The sequence below is a fragment of the Thalassospira sp. MCCC 1A01428 genome (assembly GCF_002115825.1).
Lineage (GTDB): Bacteria > Pseudomonadota > Alphaproteobacteria > Rhodospirillales > Thalassospiraceae > Thalassospira.
In genome coordinates, this window is sequence record NZ_JFJZ01000001.1 from 147,543 (window position 1) to 166,455 (window position 18,913).

General features: G+C 54.3%; 14 protein-coding genes and 1 tRNA gene. 5 read left to right on the forward strand and 10 right to left on the reverse strand.

Going from position 1 to position 18,913, the window contains the following annotated elements:
• Together THS27_RS00685 and THS27_RS00690 are read left to right on the forward strand one after the other, a co-directional pair.
• Positions 1-924 (forward strand): N(4)-(beta-N-acetylglucosaminyl)-L-asparaginase, encoded by a 924-nt coding sequence (locus THS27_RS00685; RefSeq protein ID WP_085587087.1) that lies wholly within the window; start codon positions 1-3, stop codon positions 922-924.
• Positions 925-1,101: 177 nt separating this feature from the next.
• Complete coding sequence (locus tag THS27_RS00690; RefSeq protein WP_085587088.1) at positions 1,102-1,902, forward strand: transporter substrate-binding domain-containing protein; 801 nt, start codon at positions 1,102-1,104, stop codon at positions 1,900-1,902.
• 65 nt (positions 1,903-1,967) lie between these two features.
• Here the strand turns inward: THS27_RS00690 and THS27_RS00695 are convergent, their stop codons facing one another.
• Positions 1,968-3,059 (reverse strand): LacI family DNA-binding transcriptional regulator, encoded by a 1,092-nt coding sequence (locus THS27_RS00695; protein WP_139835428.1) that lies wholly within the window; start codon positions 3,057-3,059, stop codon positions 1,968-1,970.
• Here THS27_RS00695 and THS27_RS00700 point away from each other — a divergent pair.
• Both THS27_RS00700 and THS27_RS00705 read left to right on the forward strand, forming a co-directional pair.
• A complete protein-coding gene (locus tag THS27_RS00700) occupies positions 3,047-3,997 on the forward strand; it encodes an ROK family protein (RefSeq protein ID WP_085587089.1) in 951 nt (316 codons plus the stop codon). The genes THS27_RS00695 and THS27_RS00700 overlap by 13 nt on opposite strands.
• Positions 3,998-4,029: 32 nt before the next feature.
• Positions 4,030-4,731, forward strand: coding sequence for a copper homeostasis protein CutC (locus THS27_RS00705; protein WP_085587090.1), 702 nt, complete (start codon positions 4,030-4,032; stop codon positions 4,729-4,731).
• A 522-nt stretch (positions 4,732-5,253) separates the two neighbouring features.
• On the opposite strand, the gene THS27_RS00715 is transcribed toward THS27_RS00705, so the two are convergent.
• The 9 genes from THS27_RS00715 to THS27_RS00755 all read right to left on the reverse strand — a co-directional run bounded on the left by THS27_RS00715 (position 5,254) and on the right by THS27_RS00755 (position 17,559).
• Positions 5,254-5,994 (reverse strand): M48 family metallopeptidase, encoded by a 741-nt coding sequence (locus THS27_RS00715; protein ID WP_085587092.1) that lies wholly within the window; start codon positions 5,992-5,994, stop codon positions 5,254-5,256.
• Between the two features lie 5 nt (positions 5,995-5,999).
• On the reverse strand, positions 6,000-8,999 hold the full coding sequence (locus THS27_RS00720) for a type I restriction endonuclease subunit R (RefSeq protein WP_085587093.1): 3,000 nt from the start codon (positions 8,997-8,999) through the stop codon (positions 6,000-6,002).
• 3 nt (positions 9,000-9,002) lie between these two features.
• Positions 9,003-10,277: a restriction endonuclease subunit S gene (locus THS27_RS00725; RefSeq protein ID WP_085587094.1), complete on the reverse strand. Its 1,275-nt coding sequence runs from the start codon at positions 10,275-10,277 to the stop codon at positions 9,003-9,005.
• The gene (locus THS27_RS00730; protein ID WP_085587095.1) at positions 10,267-11,757 is read right to left on the reverse strand and encodes a type I restriction-modification system subunit M; all 1,491 of its coding nucleotides are present in this window, start codon (positions 11,755-11,757) and stop codon (positions 10,267-10,269) included. The genes THS27_RS00725 and THS27_RS00730 overlap by 11 nt, the downstream gene beginning before the upstream one ends.
• A gap of 252 nt (positions 11,758-12,009) precedes the next feature.
• A tRNA-Gln gene (locus THS27_RS00735) sits at positions 12,010-12,084 on the reverse strand.
• Positions 12,085-12,225: 141 nt separating this feature from the next.
• Entirely contained in the window at positions 12,226-13,119 is an 894-nt protein-coding gene (locus THS27_RS00740) for a 4-(cytidine 5'-diphospho)-2-C-methyl-D-erythritol kinase (RefSeq protein WP_085587096.1), read from the reverse strand.
• Positions 13,120-13,145: 26 nt separating this feature from the next.
• Complete coding sequence (locus THS27_RS00745) at positions 13,146-14,861, reverse strand: tetratricopeptide repeat protein (RefSeq protein ID WP_085587097.1); 1,716 nt, start codon at positions 14,859-14,861, stop codon at positions 13,146-13,148.
• A 232-nt stretch (positions 14,862-15,093) separates the two neighbouring features.
• Entirely contained in the window at positions 15,094-15,717 is a 624-nt protein-coding gene (locus THS27_RS00750) for a DJ-1/PfpI family protein (RefSeq protein ID WP_085587098.1), read from the reverse strand.
• A gap of 204 nt (positions 15,718-15,921) precedes the next feature.
• Complete coding sequence (locus THS27_RS00755; RefSeq protein WP_085587099.1) at positions 15,922-17,559, reverse strand: electron transfer flavoprotein-ubiquinone oxidoreductase; 1,638 nt, start codon at positions 17,557-17,559, stop codon at positions 15,922-15,924.
• A gap of 233 nt (positions 17,560-17,792) precedes the next feature.
• Between THS27_RS00755 and THS27_RS00760 the strand changes: the two genes are divergently transcribed.
• A complete protein-coding gene (locus tag THS27_RS00760) occupies positions 17,793-18,710 on the forward strand; it encodes a uracil-DNA glycosylase family protein (protein ID WP_085587100.1) in 918 nt (305 codons plus the stop codon).
• Positions 18,711-18,913 lie beyond the last annotated feature (203 nt).

Genomic DNA, 18,913 nt, shown 5'->3' on the forward strand with positions numbered 1-18,913 from the left:
ATGATCATTGTTGCCAATTCCGAAGCCAGTGCCGGGATAGAGCAGGCGGTGGATATTTTAAAATCCGGCCGTCACGGGCTGGATGCCCTGGAAACAGCCCTGAACCGGGTGGAAGAAGACCCCAAGGTGCGCAGTGTTGGTTATGGCGGCTGGCCCAACCTGATTGGCGAAATGGAATTTGACGCCGGGGTGATGGATGGCACCACGCGCCGCACCGGGGCAGTTGGCGCGTTGCGCGGGGTGGTGCATGCCGTATCGGTGGCGCGCCGGGTGATGACGGACCTTAACCATGAAATGCTGGTCGGCGAGGGGGCTTGCAGGTTCGCAAGTGAAAGCGGTTTCACCGCGCAGCCCACGCTATACCCCGATTCCAAAAAGGTATGGTGGGATAAACTGGCGCGGATGTTAAGCCCTGAAGAACAGGCCAAATTCCCCGATATGCCGTTGGCCCCGTTAAACAGTGCCATTACCGACCCGGAAAAAGTGCGCGATACCAGCGTGTTTTTAACCATTGATTCCCATAAGGGCATTCATGCCGCCACCAGCACATCGGGCTGGGCCTGGAAATATCCCGGCCGGTTGGGCGACAGCCCGATTGTCGGAGCCGGTTTTTATGCCGATAGCCGCTATGGGGCGGCGGCTTGCACCCATACCGGCGAAATGACGATGCGGGCCGGCACCTGCCGCACCATCGTTCTGGCGATGAAGCTGGGCTATTCGCTGGAGGATGCCCTGAAAATTGCTGTCGATGAATTGCGTGACCTTGAAACCGGCTATCTTGACGGGGTGGTTATTCATGCCCTGGATGCGCAAGGTCGCCACAAGGTGGTGAATTTTCGCTGCCGCGAAACCATTCGATACTGGTACTGGGACGAAACCCTGACCAAACCGGAAAAACGAGAAGCGGAAACGCTCGCGGACTAAGACCAAAGGGCTTTGATCGAAATCGATCAAAGCCCCCCTCAATCGGCGGGCGGGCTTTGCAAAAGCCCTTGCCTTTCGCGGCACAGGCCGCGCGGCGCCGTCGCGCCTAACCCGGTCCCCATAGGCCAATTTCATGGGAACCGGGTCTAAGTTTTATAAAAAACAGGAGGCTTCAAAATGCGGTTAAAAGGATTTGTGCTGGCAGGCGTGATGGCGCTCGCAGCGATTGCCGGAAGCATGTCCCATGCGATGGCGGGCAAGCTGGAAGACATCAAGGATCGCGGTGTGATCCGGGTGGGGGTATCGCTGGGCGGCGAGCCGATTGGCTTTCGCGATGCTGAAAACAACCCGGCGGGCTATGATGTTGATCTGGCCAAACGGCTGGCGGAAAAGCTGGGTGTGAAAATTGAATATACCGATGTGAGCGGCGATGCCCGTGTGTCGATGCTGTTATCAGACCAGTTGGACGCCGTGATTGGCAACCTGTCGGCGACGCTGGAACGGGCCAAGTCGATTGATTTTACCATTCCCTATAACCGGGCCGGTTTGCGGGTTGTTGTGCAAAAAGACTCGGGCATCAAATCGCTTGATGATCTGGCGGGGCATAAAATTGTCGTCGGTCGGGGCTCCACCGGTGAAAGTTTTATCAAGCGCCGGGTGCCGGATGCCGAAATGGTTTACACCGATAATTTCGCGCCCGATGGCGTGTTGCTGTTAAAGCAACGCCGGGTTGATGCCGGGATCGAGGATAGCTCGCTGGTCGATTATCTGGCTGCACAGGAAGATAATCTGGTTACCATGAAGGGGTTGTTCTCCAACGATCCGATTGCGATTGGGGTGCGCAAGGGCGACCCGGAATTTCTGCGCTGGATGGACATGTTTGTGTCTGACTATATTTCGTCAGGTGACTACGAAACCAGCTATAAAAAATGGTGGGGCGAAGATGCCAACCCGCCAACGCTGAACCCGCTTTGGTAAGGTGTGCCATGCCGATGACGCCGTCCTTCGGGGCGGCGTTTTAGCGTTCGGGCGGCGTCATCACTTTACCCTGTCTCGCGGCCATAAAACCGGGTGGGAACGCCCAAATGGCGCGGTCCCTTGCGCGCGCGGGCCGGATCAATCAGCAGCGATACCAGTTGTTCGACATAATCGCGCTTGTCAAAGCCGATGGACGATATTGGGTAGCTGTGAAGGTCGGTCAGTGACAGGTTATCAAACCCGTAGAGGCGAATGCGGCCCGGAATAATACCCTCTTCGCGGTCGCGCAAAACATCGAGAACCCCCATTGCCATGGCATCGGATGTGCAAAAAATGGCGTCGGTATAATGGCGCGGGTCAATCTGGCGGGCGGCGGCAACGCCAGATGCATAGGAATAATCGCCATGCAATTGGGTGCTGACGAGAATGCCGTGTCGGGCCAGTGCAGTGCGGTAAAAAGCAATGCGCTGCTTTTCAAGTTCAGAGCTTTCGCGCCCCGTAATCAGCGTTGCGGTTTCAACCTGATGGCGGGCGGCATTTTCAACCGCCTGGTGAATTCCCGGGGCGTCATCGGGCTGGACCGAAAGGCTTTGGCTGTCTTGCCGACCATTTAACATGATGACATGATTGGTACGAAAAAAATCCCGGGCTTGCCTTGGACCAATAAAATCGGAAAAGATAAGGGCGGCGTCAACATGATAGCTGATGCTGCCCCGCAAAAAGTCCCGCGCACTCTTTACCGATCCCAACCTCACAATTGATGCCTGCTTGCCGACATCCTGCAATCGGCCAATCAGGATATCAAACAAATCCAGGTCACTAAGATCGCCGATATGATTGACAATAATACTGACCAGCCCGGTTTGCCGGGTGGACAAGCCCTGAGCCAGCGGGTTGGCGCTATAGCCCAGTTCGCGGGCCGCCGCCAGCACGCGTTCGCGTTTTTCGGCCGCCACCGGCTTTTGATCACGCGACAGCGCACGCGATGCCGCCGACAGCGACACACCGGCACGGTTGGCAACATCCTGCAAGGTGGGCAGGCGGTTTTTGCGAAGGCGGGCGGTATTTTGGTCAGACAGAGTCTGCTCCCCCGGATAAGGCATAGTGTGAAGGGCGAAATTATGGGATCGCAAGGCAAGGTTCAATGAAATACGCATTCGATATTGGCGGCACGAAAATAGAGTTTGGTGTTTTTGATCATGACGGCACCATTTTGCACCGGCAAAAGGTTGCAACCCCGCTGGAGGACCGCGACAGTTTTATTGCCGCGATCCGCGATCTGGTTGTTGATGCAGACCGGAAATTTGCCGGGCATGGCAGTGGATCGGGCGATGCGTCATCATCTGGTGCGGTTGCGGCCCTGGCCCCGGTTGGCATCAGTTTTGCCGGGGGGCTGGACCCGGAAAGCGGGGCGGTGATTTCGGCAAATGTGCCCCCGATCAAGGGTTGGCCGATTGCCGCAGGGTTAAGCGATGCCTTGCACCGCCCGGTACGGGTGGAAAACGATGCCGACTGTTTTGCCCTGGCTGAAGCCCGGCAAGGGGCGGGTGAAAGCAACCGCACGGTATTTGCCATTATTCTTGGTACCGGGGTTGGCGGCGGTATTGTTGTTGATGGGCAGTTTATTGGCGGGCGCAGCGGCATTCGCGGTGAATGGGGGCATGGCAATGATATTTCCGGCCCGTTGATGCGCCACGGCATAAAGGCCCGCCAGTGCGGCTGTGGCGGGGCGGCCTGCCTTGACCCGTGGGGGGCGGCGCGCGGGCTTGAACGGCTTCATGCGGCCTTGCACGGGCGTGATCTTTCCAGCCAGGATATTACAGCGGCATGGCGGGCGGGCAACAGCGCTGCCCTTAAAACCATTGATGTCTTTGTCGACCTTGTTGCCGGGCAATTGCGCCTGATGGTTAATGTGCTGGACCCCGATATTATCCCGGTGGGTGGGGGCCTTGCTGCTGAACATGGCCTGATTGCGCGCATTGATGCGGCTGTGCGGGCCAGTGTTTTAGGGCGCTACGACCATGCGCTGGTGGTGCCGGGGCGCTTTTTTGCCGATGGTGGCCTGCGCGGGGCTGCCTTGTTACATGATCTTTGATTTTGCCGTGTCTGACCTAAAGGAGGCCACCCATGACCCGCATCAGCCATATGACGCTGGAAGTTTGTGTTGAAAGTTTTGATGATGCGTTGATCGCCGCCGAAAATGGCGCGGATCGTATCGAATATTGCTCAGCCCTGGCGGTGGGCGGGCTAACGCCAACGCCGGGCGCCCTGGCCCGCATCGGTGATATTGCGGTGCCCTGTTTCGTTATGATCCGTCCGCGTCCGGGTAATTTTGTTTATAGCGACGGGGAAATTGAAACCATGACCCGCGAAATTGCCCTGGCCCGCGATGCCGGGGCGCAAGGTGTTGTTTTCGGGGCCAGCAAGGATGACGGCAGTCTTGACGGGGATGCCTTGCGTTTGCTGTGTGACGCGGCGGGGGGCATGGCAAAAACACTGCACCGGGCCTTTGATATCACACCGGACCCGTTTGCAGCACTTGAAACGGCAGTTGAACTGGGGTTTGACCGTATTTTGACATCGGGCCAAAAAAACACCGCCGAGGAAGGCTGCACCCTGATTGCCGATTTTATCGCGCGTGCGGGCGAACGGATTATCATTTTGCCGGGCAGTGGTGTGACGGCTGCCAATGCCAGCACCCTGCGTGCCAAAACCGGCACATCGCAATTACATGCATCGTGCAAGCGGGCGGCATTGCCGGGCGAAGAAGGCCGCGTTGCCACCGACGCCAGAGCCGTTCGCGATTTGCGCCGGGCGATGGATCATTAAATTGTCGCTGTTTGATGGACGCGCCTTCCCTAATCCCTAAGGCACGTTCATCTACCGACAGGTATTGGACGAACCAGGGAAGGTTTGGAGAACTATTCGATCAACAGGCTCGGTCCCGTGTTCGCTTGCTATATGTATGCCCCAGATTGGTCGGCTCATCGCGTCGTCCCCCATTCTTGCACTATGGCTTATTCATACAAGCGGCGCTGGAAGCCCAAAAACGCCTCGCGAATGCGGGCAATGGCGATCCGCTTATATGCAAGCCCTGACGTTGAGCTTTTTCTCAGTGATCTTGATAGGGAACTCGGATGTGAGTGACGGAGGCACTGGCCGGGGGATTCTGCTCAGGGTAAATATAACGATATCCGCTCAGGTTTTTTGGGCAGAATTTGGCTGGGATCTGGATATCTATCAACAGCGTCAAATGCCGATCGTTGGCGCAGTGACGCGCCACTTTTGTATTCTGTAACTTCTTAAGTCGGAGATTTGGAACCTGGGGTATCCATGAAGTTCCAATCGTGTTCAGCTTGTCTCAACCCTGTTAATCGCCAACAAGTGTTCATTCTGATCAAGCCAAGCCTTTCGAGCCCGGTAGTCTGGTATTATTGATCCGACCAAGTTCCAGAAAGGCTTGTCGTGGTTGCGGTGACGAAGGTGGCAAAGCTCATGAACCACTGCGTATTCCAGCACCGTTTTGGGGGCGAAGATCAGATGCCAGTTGATATTGATAATCCTGTCATTGCCACAACTGCCCCACAGGTGTTTTTGGTCCTTGATGCGGTATGATTTTGGCTTCAGGTCATTTTTTGGCCCATAGCGACGCATGAAGTCTTTGACATCCTGTCGCAACCGTTTCTTGAGCCATAACCGCAAAGCATCTTCAATCAGCATGTCCTGTGAGTGCGGCGAGGCAGACGTCGGGTATTCGATATACAGACCATTGCGGTACGAAACATGGACCAACGTGTCGTCTGTTGAGCCAACTTTCAGCCGCGTCATGCGGCCCCGAAACGGTATCTTTGCCCCGCTGACAAACCTTGAAATTGAGGGCGATCTGTTTGTTGTTTCCCGCATCTTGCGGGTCTGGTCAAAAATCCATTCCCGACGTCTATGAACGGCCTTGTTAATCTGCTCGTCCGTTGCCGTGGGGGGAACAACCACTTCCACCCGTTCCGGCGTCACGGTGATCCTTGCTTTCTCGCAAGTGCCAATGCGCTTTAACTCATAAGGAATTTTGGTGTTGCCGATTGTCAGGGTTAACATGGTTGTCACTTCGCAAAGGCCTTCAGCGCAAATTCCTCGACTTCCTCAGATACAAGCTTCAGGCTTCCAAAGCCCATTTCGTGAAGCTTCTGGCGAACCTGTTGACGAAGGGTCTTTCTAAGCTCGCTTTTTTCATGCCACATGGGGGGCGTTGCCGCGTATATACCTTCAAATAATACAGCTATTTCAGCCAGGTCATCAGATGAAATGCCCGCTGGCTGATAGGTTTCGATCACCTTCATGATGCCGTATGCATCTGGCGACATATCCGTGCCTTCATGGGCCTTGGATTCCGCATCCAGGTCCTTGGCAAGGTCCTCGGCCATTCTAAGCTTATCTGCCCAAGACAACTGTGCGCCGTCCATTTTTTCCAGCAACTCCTTCAGGCGTTGGGAAAATTTACCATACTGATGTGGATTTTCGTCGAGCTTTTCGTAGACGGTTTTACGGAGTTCCGTCCCCTTGCGGATTGCCGCCGTTTTAAGGTCGCTTTCCGGTTTGCCGTCCATGTCAAAATCCTGCCAGAAGTCAGGGTCCGTGATCGACCGAAGTTTCACGGTTACGCTCAATCCCGTGGCATCAAGATGCTCTTCGAGCATTTCGCGGATTTTCTTGCTGTATTCTTTCTGATCAAATGCTTCTTTCTTCTCAAACACCTGTGTGGCGTACCGAAGGAAGCTTGCGACCCATTTCAGATCTTTGGTGTAGTCCAGAACGGACTTGTCGGGGCTGAGTGCCGCGTAGATGGAAATAAATTCACGGCCCACAGTGCGATAGGCAAACCACTGATCTTCCGTTTTCAGGATTGCGACAAAGGCGTCATATTCCGTCTTTAAATCGGGCGTACCGCGCTTCAATCCCTTCATCATCTTCATGACGGCGGCATGGGCTGCTTTGAGCTGAGAGCGAAGATTGTCCAAGTCTACCATCGCATTCTGCACATCATCGGACCGATAGGACGAAAGAGCCTCATCAAGGTTCTGAGACACCCCGATATAATCCACGATCAGACCGTTTTTCTTATTGGCATCCGCCACACGGTTGGTCCGTGCAATCGCCTGAAGAAGGGTATGTTCCTTAAGCGGTTTATCAAGGTACATCACCGATTCAATCGGTGCATCAAAGCCCGTTAACAGCTTGTCACATACAATCAGGAAGTCGGGGATTTCCCCCTTCTTGCCAAATGCCTGTTTGACGGATGTCTCTGCATCGCGGTCAAGGTAATGCGCCATCAATCCTTTGCGCAGATCGGCAATATGGTCATCTTCGGATGGCTTGTCGTCTTCTTGCGAGCGTGAATAAACACAGGCGGATTTTAGGGCGGCTGCCTTGTGGGCATCCTCGGCGGACATGCCCTGCTTGATTAAACCCTCAGCAATCACCCTGTCCAAGGCGCGTTTGTAAAGAATCACCGCTTCGCGATCTATGGCCACGATCTGGGCTTTGAACCCGTCCGGAGCTGCGTATTCCTTAAAATGCGTCCAGATGTCATAGGCAATAAGATCAATGCGTCTGGGATGCTTTACCAGATCGGCAAAAGTCACACCCCGTTTCTTGAGTTCTTCAAGCTTGTCATCAGGCAGATCGGCAAACCATTGGTCAAACAGAATGTCGATCTTGGCGTCATCAATGTGCCAGTCGGTCTTGCGCCCGGTGTAATAGATCGGAATGGTGGCCCCATCGGCCGCAGCATCATCAATGCCGTATTTGTCGAGATAACCTTCGCCAACAACGCCAAAGTTCTTATAGGTGTCCTTGTCGGATTTTTTAATCGGCGTGCCGGTAAAGCCAAAGAACCGCGCTTCAGGCAGGGTTGCACGAAGATACGCGCCAAGGTCCTTTTCCTGTGTGCGGTGGCATTCATCCACCATCACAATCCAGTTGCGGGAATTGGCAACGGGCGACTTGGACCCTTGAAATTTGAAGATCGTGGACAAGGCCGTGATGCCGTCAATGCCGCTACCAATAAGTTTATGAAGGTCGGCAACGGATTCAACACGGACCGGGTTTGGCAATCCACAGGCCTGGAAGGTGCCGCTGATCTGATCATCCAGATCAATGCGATCTGTTAGAACCATCAGGTTGGGATTTGCCAGTTCCGGCGATGCTTCGGTCAGATGTGTTTTCAGCTTCAAGGCGGCAAAGACCATGGTGAGCGACTTGCCAGACCCCTGCGTATGCCAAACCAGCCCCTTGCGGTGTTTGCCGTCCACAACACGGTTGACGATCTTGTTGACCGCGCGGAACTGCTGATAACGGCACATCTTCTTGATCTTCCCGACATCGGCTTTTTCAAACACGATGAAATGGGCGATCAGGTCCAACAGGCGCGCAGGTTCCAACAGGCTCCAAAGACCCTTATCAAGTTCATTGGAGAAGTCTTTCTCCGAACGCGGCCACGGATCACCCCACGAGCCATAGAATTTGGACGGGCTTCCAGTGGTGCCATACAGGCAATTGGTGCCATCGGTCAGGATGTTGAAACAGTTGGAAAAGAACAGCCTTGGAATATCGCGTTCATACTGTTTGATCTGATCAAATGCCTCGCCGGTCTTGTCTTTGGCGTTGATCGGTGACTTGGCCTCGATCACCACCACCGGGATGCCGTTGATATAAACCACGATATCAGGAATACGCGACTTTTCCGCCTTCACATAAAGCTGGTTGGTCACGGCAAAATGGTTGTTTTCCGGGTTCAGGAAATCAATCAGTTTGATGGTCTTGTGTTCCGCCTGACCCTGCACCTTGCGGCTATAGTTCCCGCGCAAGATTCCCAGCCATTCTTCATTGTCGTTCTTGCTGACCAGTTCGACATAGGCGGCTTGGGCATCTTCGTCCGACAAGCCATTCAAACGTTTAATGGCATCGACCAGATGCGGGCGAAACAGAACCTGGTTTTCGCCATCACGCAGGGCTTCGTGTTCCGCCTTCTTTACGAAGCGATAGCCCATATTTCTCAGGGCTTGGATCGTTGGCTTTTCCGCCAGTTGCCATTCACTGCCCATCAATCAAACCTCCACCCGTTTGCGCCCGGTGAGAAGGTCAGACATGAGGCCAGATTTCAGGATCAGAAGCTGGTTCAGCTTTAAATTGCTTTTTTCATGTGCAGATAGGGAAGCGTCTAAAGCGGCAACAATTTCGTTCTGTTCTGAGAGTGGTGGAACGGCGACAAGTGTTTCCTTCAGTATTTTTTGGGAAATATTTGTTTGAGACAAAGCCATACCCGACTTTTTTCTAAACAATTGTTGCTGCCCCATTGGTGAAGAAAGAATCAGGGAGAGATACTCACCAGATATCAAATCGAGATTCGCTTTCAACCTAATGAGCTTGTCCGATAGCATCAGCCGCTCACGAACAGCCCTTACATATGCTACCACGCCAGTTCGTTCTGCTGGTCCTGCGCGTGTTATTAGTACGTCACCAGCTTGAACTTGAATGTTGGGGCGCGGTTCCAGTGAATTAGGCAGTTTTTTATTCTCATCCTCAAAGAAGCCGTCCCAATGCACTGATGAGGTTTTCAACACACCCCAATCACCTAATGGCGCAGGAACTTTTTCGCAGTTTGGTGACCAGCCAGAGTCGATTGAAGTGATTACTCCTTCAACAGAGCAGACCTCCCAAATCTCAGGAATCTCCCCCAGTTCGGTTTGTTTGAACTTGGTGTGGCCGATGCCTTTGGTGAGGAGGGTTTGAAGCAGTCCTTTTTTGACCTGTTTGGTTTGGTCAATGACGGCTTTGGTCGCGGCAATGGCCTCATCCACGCTGCTCAGAACTTCCGCGATTTTCTTCTGTTCGGGCAGTGGGGGTAGGAGAAACGAGATTTCTTTGTATGCGGTATAATCTAAGTTTCTTATTCCTGTTGTGGCCTTTTGTAGCGGAACGGTCTTACCTGAGCGATATAGCCAATCCAACAAGAAATGGGAAAATACAGGGCAAGCAACATCCACATTAATGCGAATGATCTGCATGAAGTTTGATGCAGAATACCCTTTTCCTTTCCTAAAAAGCCGCACTCTACCGACAGGCTGAGCTGCACTGCCACCTGACCTCTCCAGCAATATGTCATCATATTTGAGGCCTTTCTGAATAAGTTTTTTTTCGGAAAAGCTTCTAGAAGCAGCGGTTTCGTATTCTATTGTTCCATCTTTTGCAAAGTTGGTTGCTCTGAGCACTAAAACATTACTTTGTCTCTCTGGGGGGGCGCCCCAAAACCCTGGGAAATCATCCGCAAATAAATTTTTGATTGATTCGTTTTTCCAACCTTCAGGAACTTCAAGCGTCATAGCCGAGCTCCTTCAGGAAACCCATCATCCTGGCTTCGGCTTCATCGCGCTGCTGGCGCAGGGCATTCAGTTTAACGACTTCTACTGCCACATCGATCTCGTCCTCGTCTTCATCCGTGCTGACATAGCGCGAGATGTTGAGGTTATGGTCGTTGTCGCGGATTTCATCCAAACCCACCACACGGGCGAACCTGTCTTCGTCCTTGAAATCAGTGAACGCATCGGCGAAACGCTTCACATTGGCATCTGAGAGGTGGTTCTGCGCCTTGCCTTCGACGAGTTCCTGAGATCCATTGATCACCAGAACCTTGCCCTTGCGCTCTGCGGGTTTGTTTTTGCGAATGATCAGGATACAGGCCGGAATACCCGCACCATAAAACAGGTTCGGTCCCAGTCCGATCACCGCGTCAATCAGGTCGTCTTCCAGAAGTCCTTTGCGGATTTTGCCCTCTGCCCCGCCCCGGAACAGAATGCCGTGCGGCAGGACCACACCCAACATGCCGTCTTCCTTGAGGCTGGCGAGCATGTGCTGGACAAAGGCCAGGTCGCCATAGGATTTTGGCGGGCAGCCATAGGTATCGCGCCCGAATTTGTCCCCGGTGGACCAAGTATCATAGCCCCATTCCTTTAGCGAGAATGGCGGGTTGGCCAGCACGCGGTCAAAGGTGCGAATCGCTTTTGTGCCATCACCCACCAGATGCTTGGGGTCCAGCAGGGTATCGCCGCGTTCGACAAAGGCGTCGTCAATGTCGTGCAGGAACAGGTTCATGGCGCAGATTGCCCATGTATTGAGATTTTTTTCCTGACCATAGAGCGACAGGGAGCGCGGGTTCTTGCCCTGGCGTTCAAGATGGTGGAAGCATTCCAGCAACATCCCGCCAGAGCCACAGGTGGGGTCATAAACCGACATGCCTTCATCGGGCTTGAGGCATTCGACAATCAGCCGCACGACCATTTTGGGGGTATAGAACTCGCCGCCTTTTTTGCCTGCGTCATCGGCAAACTGGGCAATCAGATATTCATAGGCGTTGCCAAGGACATCGGCCTCGACATCGGCATTGCGAAAGCGGTGCTTTTCAAAGTGCTGAAGCAGGCGTTCAAGGGTGGCGTCGGGGAAGCGTTGCTTGTTGTTAAAATCCACATCCTGAAAAACCCCACGCAGGCGGTGGTTGGCGTCTTCAATGGCATGGAAGGCCGCGTTCAGGTGTTCACCAATGTTGGTGGTGTGTTGACGGACATCCTTCCAGAAATGACCTTCGGGGATGTGAAAGCGGTGTTCGTCGGGGTCGGCGGCCAGTTCCTTGTCGGCATATTGCTCCAGCTTACGCTCGTATTCTTCTTCCCAGACATCGCAAAGACGGCGATAGAACAGAAGACCAAAGATGTAATGCTTGAAATCACCTGAATCGATGGACCCACGAAGAATGTTCGCTGTCCCCCACAGGTGTGATTCAAGTTCTTGAAGTGTCAACTGAGACATGAAACCGGTATTTCCCCTGCAACTTGGGCACGTTAAATGTTTGAGAAAGCACCATAACGCAAAGCGATCTTTTGGCAATCTGTCAGCCGCATAAATACCTGTTTTCGGCCTGGTTAAGGCGCGGGTGGTCCGGGCTTGCCGGGCGTGTCGGATTTATCAGGTTGTCTGGCTTGTTTGCGATCTGCGGGGCCGGAGGCCGTATTTCAGGCAAAAGAAAACCCCTTCGAGGGCGAACCTCGAAGGGGTTTGTCTTGGCTGGGGCGGTAGGATTCGAACCTACGGTACACGATACCAAAAACCGATGCCTTACCACTTGGCCACGCCCCATCAGCGTGTGTGGCGCGGAAAATAGCGTCCTATTCCGCCAAGTGCAACCCTCTATTTTGATCCTTTTTTGTCACAGCGGCATTTTTTTGTTTTTGCGGCGTTTTCAGCGATTTATGGCTGCGCCAATGGCGTGTGTCGGCCTTATGTTGCCGTGGTGCCGACAATTTTGCACGCCTGCACCCACCAATCGGGGTTGGCCCCGGCGATGGTGGTGGCGGCCGTGTCGGCCAGTTGTGCATCGGGGTACAGGCCAAAACAGGTGGCCCCGCTGCCTGACATGCGGGCGAGCAGGCAGCCATCGGCGCGCGCCAGGGCATCAAGCACGTCGCAAATTTCGGGCAGCAGCGTGACCGCAGGCAGGGTTAAATCATTGCGGCAATCGCGAAGCGCGGTGGCAAGCGAGGTAACATCGGCAAAGCTGGCGTCGGTGGCCCATGACCCGGCATCGGTAAAGTCGCCATCGCGGGCGGCAAAAATGGCCGGGGTCGATACGGCCTTGCCAGGATTGACCAGCACCAGCGAAAAGCCGGGCAGGGGCGGCAGGGGTGTTATTTCCTCGCCAATGCCCTGCATCAAAACCGTGCCGCCGGTTAAGCACACTGGCACATCGGCGCCAAGTGACAGGGCGATATCGGCCAGATCGGCAGGGGGGGCATCAATGCCCCATAGCTTGCACAAAACCCGCAAGGCCGCCGCCGCATCCGCCGAGCCACCGCCAATGCCTGATGCCACGGGCAGGTTTTTTTCCAAAATCAGTTCGGCACCCTGCGCAATGCCGTATTTTTCCTGCAACAATGTCGCAGCCCGCATGACAAGGTTGTCTTTGGGGCTGCGATCTTCCAGGGCGTCGGCCATGGGGCCGGTAATCGCCAGTGTCAGGGTGGCGTCATCGCGCAAACGTGCGCGCAGGACATCACCATAATCGGCAAAGCAAACCAGGCTATCAAGGGTATGATAGCCATCCTCGCGTTTGCCGGTTACATGCAGGAAAAGGTTAATCTTGGCCTGTGCCGGTTCGATCAACTGGGTTTCCATCGCCCCTGCCCATTTTTACGGGTTAATTAATTGGTTGCCGACGTGCCGGTTGCCGGTTTTTTACCGTTCAGCTTTTCCATGACGTCTTTGCGCAGTTCCGGTGTCGGCTCAAACGATAACGCCCGACGCCATTGAAATTCGGCTTCGTGGAGGCGGCCAATCTGATAATAGGCATCGCCTAAATGGTCATTTACCGTCGGATCATCGGGGATCAGCGATACCGCATGTTCAAGTTCGGCAACGGCGGCATCATATTGGCCAAGTTTGTAATAGACCCAGCCCAGACTATCGACAATAAAGCCGTCATCGGGCTTAAGTTCGATGGCGCGTTTGAGCATTTCCTGCGCCTTGTCAAAATGCATCCCCATATCAACCCAGCTATACCCCAGATAATTCAGGACATAGGGCTGGTCAGGTTCCATTTCGAGGGCAAGAAGGAAGTCCTGCTCGGCCTTGGGCCACTGGCCGTCTTGCTCGTAGGCGATACCGCGGCGATACAGCAACCGCCAGCCGACATTTTGGGCGCCACCCAAACGGTTAATCGCGTCGCTATAGGCATCGGCAGATTGGCCGAATTTTTTGGTTGCGCGTAAAACATCGCCCAGCTGAATCAGCGCATCGGCGCGATCCCGGCGTTCGTTAACCATTTTGCGCAAAATCGCAATGGCTTCGTCGTTTTGGTCAATTTCGGTCAGGCTGGAGGCTTCGCGCAAACGCGCGTTCCAGCTATGCGGGGAATCCAGCGGGATGGATTTATAAATCGCAATCGCTTCGGGCCAGCGTTTTTGAATTTCCATTACCTCGCCAACCAGCAATTTGGTTACCGCATCGCCCGGGCGTAACGACAGCGAATAGCGCGCCATCAACAATGCCGGATCCACAGCGTTTTCCTGGCTTAGCAAGGTCGCGATATCGAGATATCCTTCGGCCAGCCCCGATGCCGGTGTTAACGCGGTGCTGATCGGCGGTTCGCCCTTTTTTAAGCGTTCAAGATGATAGGGCATCGCCAGCGATTGCGGATGGCGGTCCATATAGCTTTGATAAAGCAGTTCGGCCTTTTGGGTTTGGCCCTTGCGTTCGTAAATCGCACCCAATGCCTCGGCGGCACGCAGTGGTGCGTCGGCCGGGTCGCCATAGGCGCTGGCAAGGGCGCGTTCGGCCCCGTTCAAATCACCAAAATAATCCAGCACCAGGCCACGATGATATTCTGATAGCGGGGCAAGGGTGCCGTTGCCCTGCAAATGGTCCAGGGCGGCAAGGGCATCGGCCTTGCGGTCTAGCGCGGTAAACAGCCATGCCCGGGCAAGCGGCCGGATCAACGAGTTCAAACCGCGATCGGGCAGGGTATTTATGGTTTTAAGGGCAGCTTCGTAATTTTCGTTGCGAATATCGGCATCCACCACGGCCAGAACAGCAAACAGGTCCTGGGGTTGATCAATGATCAGCTGGCGGGCGATGGTTTCGGTGTCGGAAATGCGGCCATCCGATATCAGGGCTAAAAAAGCCCGGCGGCGCAGATCGTCATTGTCAGGTTCAAGTTGCTGGGCGCGGAGCAAATATTGCGCGGCCTGATCGGTGGCATTGTTGCTTTGCGCCACTTTGCCTGCCAGATAATTGCCAGCGAAACCGTCGCTTTGCGGATAATCGAACGGCTGGTTAAGGGCATTTTGACCGACTGTGCCACAGGCAGAAAGGGCAAGGGCCGTTACCGGGACCAGAAGATGTAACAGATTGCGCTTCAAGAATTTTTCCTGCGTTTCGTTTTTGGTCGCGGTGTAAAACCGTATTGATCAAACGGCAAGTCTCATCCGTTCGAGGGCATTTCGATACCCTACCTATTCGGCCAATATAAGGCAAAGCATTTGCCCGGTTTGGGGGCGGCATTTCATCACATCACCGCGATCCCGTGCGATCTTGCGCGATCAGGCCTGCGCAACCGGGCAATATTTTGTGCGATAAGGGTGAATTGGACGCCTAGCAATAAAGGGCCGGTTGGGTCGGAACATTAAGCTGTGGTTTGATAATGTCAGACGCGGCCTTCACGAAGGTCGATTTCTGCCCGCTGGGGGCGACATATTCCAGAATTGTCAGGGCCTGTTCAAGGCCAAGGGCGCGCGCAATAACCCAGCCCGCCAGATATTGCGATGACAGGCAGCCACCGCTGGTAACGATATTGCCCTGGGCGATGAGGGGTTTGTCCTCAACCAGGCAGCCGGTTTTTGCCAGAAGCGGGCGGGTTTTGGCATCGGTGGTGGCGGTGGCGGGCAAAATACCCAGGCGGTGCAAAAACAGGGCCCCGGAACATTGCGCGCCAATTAACTGCCGGGCCGGGTCCAGCGCAAACTGGCTGATCAGGTCGGCATCATCAATATGGTCGCGGGTGCGTGTGCCACTGCCAAACAAAACAACATCGGCATCATTGGCAAAAGAAAGCGATTGTTGTGCCGTGACTGTAACCCCGTTCATCGAGGTAACGGATTTTTCCGGCGATGTGATTTGCACCGACCAGCCATCGGCCTTGACCCGCCCCAGAATGGACAGGGCGACAAAGCTGTCGATTTCGTTGAAACCATCCAGTGTCACAATCGCAATTTTCATCTGACATTCCACCGCACAACCAAAAGGGCGGCTATTGAACGCGCAGCACGGCATTCAAACAAGGAAAAAGACAAAAAACCGTGTGAATTTTGAAATTTTACCGGGCAAATCAGCCCCGACAAGGCAACAGGCCGCCATGATGGGGATCATGGCGGCCTGAACAGTCCTGGCCAGCATATAACACGCCGTTATATATCAGGCTGGTTACATATTGGGGTAGTTTGGGCCACCGCCGCCCTGCGGCACCACCCAGACAATGTTTTGTGTCGGGTCCTTGATGTCGCAGGTTTTGCAATGAACGCAGTTTTGCGCATTGATTTGCAGGCGTTGGCCGCCTTTTTCCTCGTCGGCAACAAATTCATAAACCCCTGCCGGGCAATAGCGGGCTTCCGGCCCGGCATATTTGGCAAGGTTCACGTCCACCGGCACGCTGGCGTCCTTTAAGGTCAGATGCACCGGCTGGTCTTCTTCATGGTTGGTATTGGATAAAAACACCGAAGAAAGCCGGTCAAAGCTGATTTTGCCATCGGGTTTGGGGTAGGTGATTTTGGGCATGTCGGCCGCCGGTTTCAGGCAGGTATGATCGGCATGGTTTTTAAAGGTCCACGGGGCCTTGCCGCCAAAAATATAGGTATCAACCGCGCTATACGCCATGCCGCCCCAAAACCCCCATTTGGCAAAGCTGGGGCGAATGTTGCGAACTTTATAAAGTTCGGGATAGATCCAGCTGTTTTCAACGGCGGTCGGATAAGCATCAAGCACCGGAGAAGGTGCGTCGCTGATCAGTTGGTCAAAGGCGGCTTCGGCGGCGAGCATGCCGGTTTTCATTGCCGTGTGTGACCCTTTGATTTTGGGCACATTCATAAAGCCTGCCGAACAGCCGATGATGCAGCCACCGGGAAAGACCAGATCGGGCAGGGATTGAAACCCGCCTTCGTTAAGGGCGCGCGCGCCATATGAAATGCGACGGCCATTTTCAAAAATCTTGCGAATTTCCGGATGGGTTTTAAACCGCTGAAATTCCTCGAACGGGCTAAGATGCGGGTTTTCGTAATCCAGCCCAATTACGAATCCGACCGATACCTGGTTGTTATCAAGATGGTACAGGAACGATCCGCCATAGGTTTTTGAATCCAGCGGCCAGCCGACAGTATGCTGGATTTTGCCTTCTTCATGAACGGCCGGGTCCACTTCCCACAATTCCTTGATGCCAATGCCATAGGTTTGCGGATCGGATTTTTCGCGCAGATCGAACTTTTTAATCAGCAGTTCGGACAACGACCCCCGGCAGCCTTCGGCAAAGAAGGTGTATTTGGCGTGCAGTTCCATGCCCGGTTCGTAATTCGGGCCCTGGCTGCCATCGCGTAAAATGCCCATATCGCCCGTGGCAATGCCGCGCACAGAACCGGCATCATCAAACAGAACTTCGGCGGCGGCAAAACCGGGGTAAACTTCAATCCCCATGGCTTCGGCCTGTTCACCCAGCCAGCGGCACACATTGCCCAGGCTGACAATATAGTTGCCCTTATTGTGCATTTGCGGCGGGGTCGGCAACTGTCTGGCGCCGGTTTCGCTTAACATCAGGAACTGGTCTGTGGTGGCGGGCACATTTAAGGGTGCGCCGCGTTCCTGCCAGTCGGGGAAAAGTTCATTCAGGGCGCGTGGTTCTACCACCGCGCCGGACAAGGTATGCGCGCCAACTTCGGAGCCTTTTTCCACCACGCAAACCGTGATTTCCTTTTCCTGCTCCTGGGCGAGTTGCATCAGGCGGATGGCAGCTGCGAGGCCAGATACGCCTGCGCCAACGACCACCACGTCAAATTCCATGGATTCCCGTTCCATCTCGTCTCTCTCCTTTGTCGCAGGTTGGCTTTAATGCCTTTTGTGCTGCGGCTTTTTCGTCACGATCAGGGTCTCGCCCAAGCCCCGAGTTTCATCCTGGTGTTAATCGGTAAAGCTATACCGATTTGACGCCTGTTTGTATATGGCACAAGTGGCGTAAAATCGTTAAAGTCATTCCGAGTGACGCAACCTGTTTTACAGGCTGCACTGCAACATACGCCTTATTTGTGTAGATGAGCAAACCAATAACAAATTTTGATGTAAATAGCCTGGATGCCCTGCAAGCCCTGATCTGGCAATATGAAATGGGCGTAGACGAAGCCATTGCCGACGAGCCGTTGGACCGGTTTCGGGCGTCTGAAAGCCTGTCGCGGCAGGCAACGGCCCCGCAAACCGCACCAGGCGGGCGGGGCACCTTTGGTATGAAGGGGGGCAATGCCGCGCGGGCAGGTGCGCCCGGCGGCGGCGGTGCGACTCCGGGTGGTGGAGGGGCGATGCCGCCTGCGGCCATTGGCGGTTTTGTTCTATCCGATGCGCCACAGGAAGCGCGCATTTCGGCGCAAAAGGCCGCGTCTGACGCCACCACTCTGGAAGAATTACAGGCGGCTTTACTGGCATTCGAGGGCTGTGCGCTTAAAAAATCGGCCAGCAATACCGTTTTTGGCAGCGGCGCGGCGGATGCTGAAATCATGCTGGTGGGCGAGGCCCCTGATGCTGATGAAGACCGGCAGGGCATTCCTTTTGCCGGGGCTGCGGGAAAGTTGCTTGATGCCATGTTGCGGTCGATCGGTCTGTCGCGCGAAACGGCATATCTGACCAATATTTTACCGTGGCGACCACCGGGAAACCGCCAGCCTACCGCCGATGAACTGATGGTTTGTGAACCCTTTGTGCGCCGTCATATTGAAATCATTGGCCCTCGTATTGTCGTATGTCTGGGGGGCAGTGCTGCCAAAATTTTGATGGAACAGGATAAAGGCATTACCCGGTTGCGCGGAAACTGGCATGAAATGTCGTTTTCCGATTCGCTTCAGGCGGACGTAACAGCAATGTTCCATCCATCCTATTTGTTAAAAACACCCGAACAAAAAAGGATCGCGTGGCAGGATTTGCGCGGGATCGTTAAAAAATGGCGTTCGGCTTCTAGCTGATGCCCGTGCGGTTATGCGCTGTTGCCGCGGTATTTTGTGACTATTTTGCAAATACCGGGTGGGGTGTTTAACGATTTTTGCCTGCGCTGTTGTGCCGGTTCATCTTAAAACAGCGCGCATTTCCTTTGCCGGTTCTGGCGGGCAAGTGCGGCGGGTTTTGTGATGGTGACGGGGATGGTTAGGCGGAAATTTGAAATTATTTT

Excerpts from the sequence above, each read along its gene's own strand:
- THS27_RS00720 (WP_085587093.1), bottom strand. The coding sequence starts at position 8,999 with ATGGGCAGTGAATGGCAACTGGCGGAAAAGCCAACGATCCAAGCCCTG.
- THS27_RS00730 (WP_085587095.1), bottom strand. The coding sequence starts at position 11,757 with ATGTCTCAGTTGACACTTCAAGAACTTGAATCACACCTGTGGGGGACA.
- THS27_RS00695 (WP_139835428.1), bottom strand. The coding sequence starts at position 3,059 with ATGCGTATTTCATTGAACCTTGCCTTGCGATCCCATAATTTCGCCCTT.
- THS27_RS00700 (WP_085587089.1), top strand. The coding sequence starts at position 3,047 with ATGAAATACGCATTCGATATTGGCGGCACGAAAATAGAGTTTGGTGTT.
- THS27_RS00740 (WP_085587096.1), bottom strand. The coding sequence starts at position 13,119 with ATGGAAACCCAGTTGATCGAACCGGCACAGGCCAAGATTAACCTTTTC.
- THS27_RS00715 (WP_085587092.1), bottom strand. The coding sequence starts at position 5,994 with ATGTTAACCCTGACAATCGGCAACACCAAAATTCCTTATGAGTTAAAG.
- THS27_RS00760 (WP_085587100.1), top strand. The coding sequence starts at position 17,793 with ATGAGCAAACCAATAACAAATTTTGATGTAAATAGCCTGGATGCCCTG.
- THS27_RS00725 (WP_085587094.1), bottom strand. The coding sequence starts at position 10,277 with ATGACGCTTGAAGTTCCTGAAGGTTGGAAAAACGAATCAATCAAAAAT.
- THS27_RS00685 (WP_085587087.1), top strand. The coding sequence starts at position 1 with ATGATCATTGTTGCCAATTCCGAAGCCAGTGCCGGGATAGAGCAGGCG.
- THS27_RS00690 (WP_085587088.1), top strand. The coding sequence starts at position 1,102 with ATGCGGTTAAAAGGATTTGTGCTGGCAGGCGTGATGGCGCTCGCAGCG.
- THS27_RS00750 (WP_085587098.1), bottom strand. The coding sequence starts at position 15,717 with ATGAAAATTGCGATTGTGACACTGGATGGTTTCAACGAAATCGACAGC.
- THS27_RS00705 (WP_085587090.1), top strand. The coding sequence starts at position 4,030 with ATGACCCGCATCAGCCATATGACGCTGGAAGTTTGTGTTGAAAGTTTT.
- THS27_RS00755 (WP_085587099.1), bottom strand. The coding sequence starts at position 17,559 with ATGGAACGGGAATCCATGGAATTTGACGTGGTGGTCGTTGGCGCAGGC.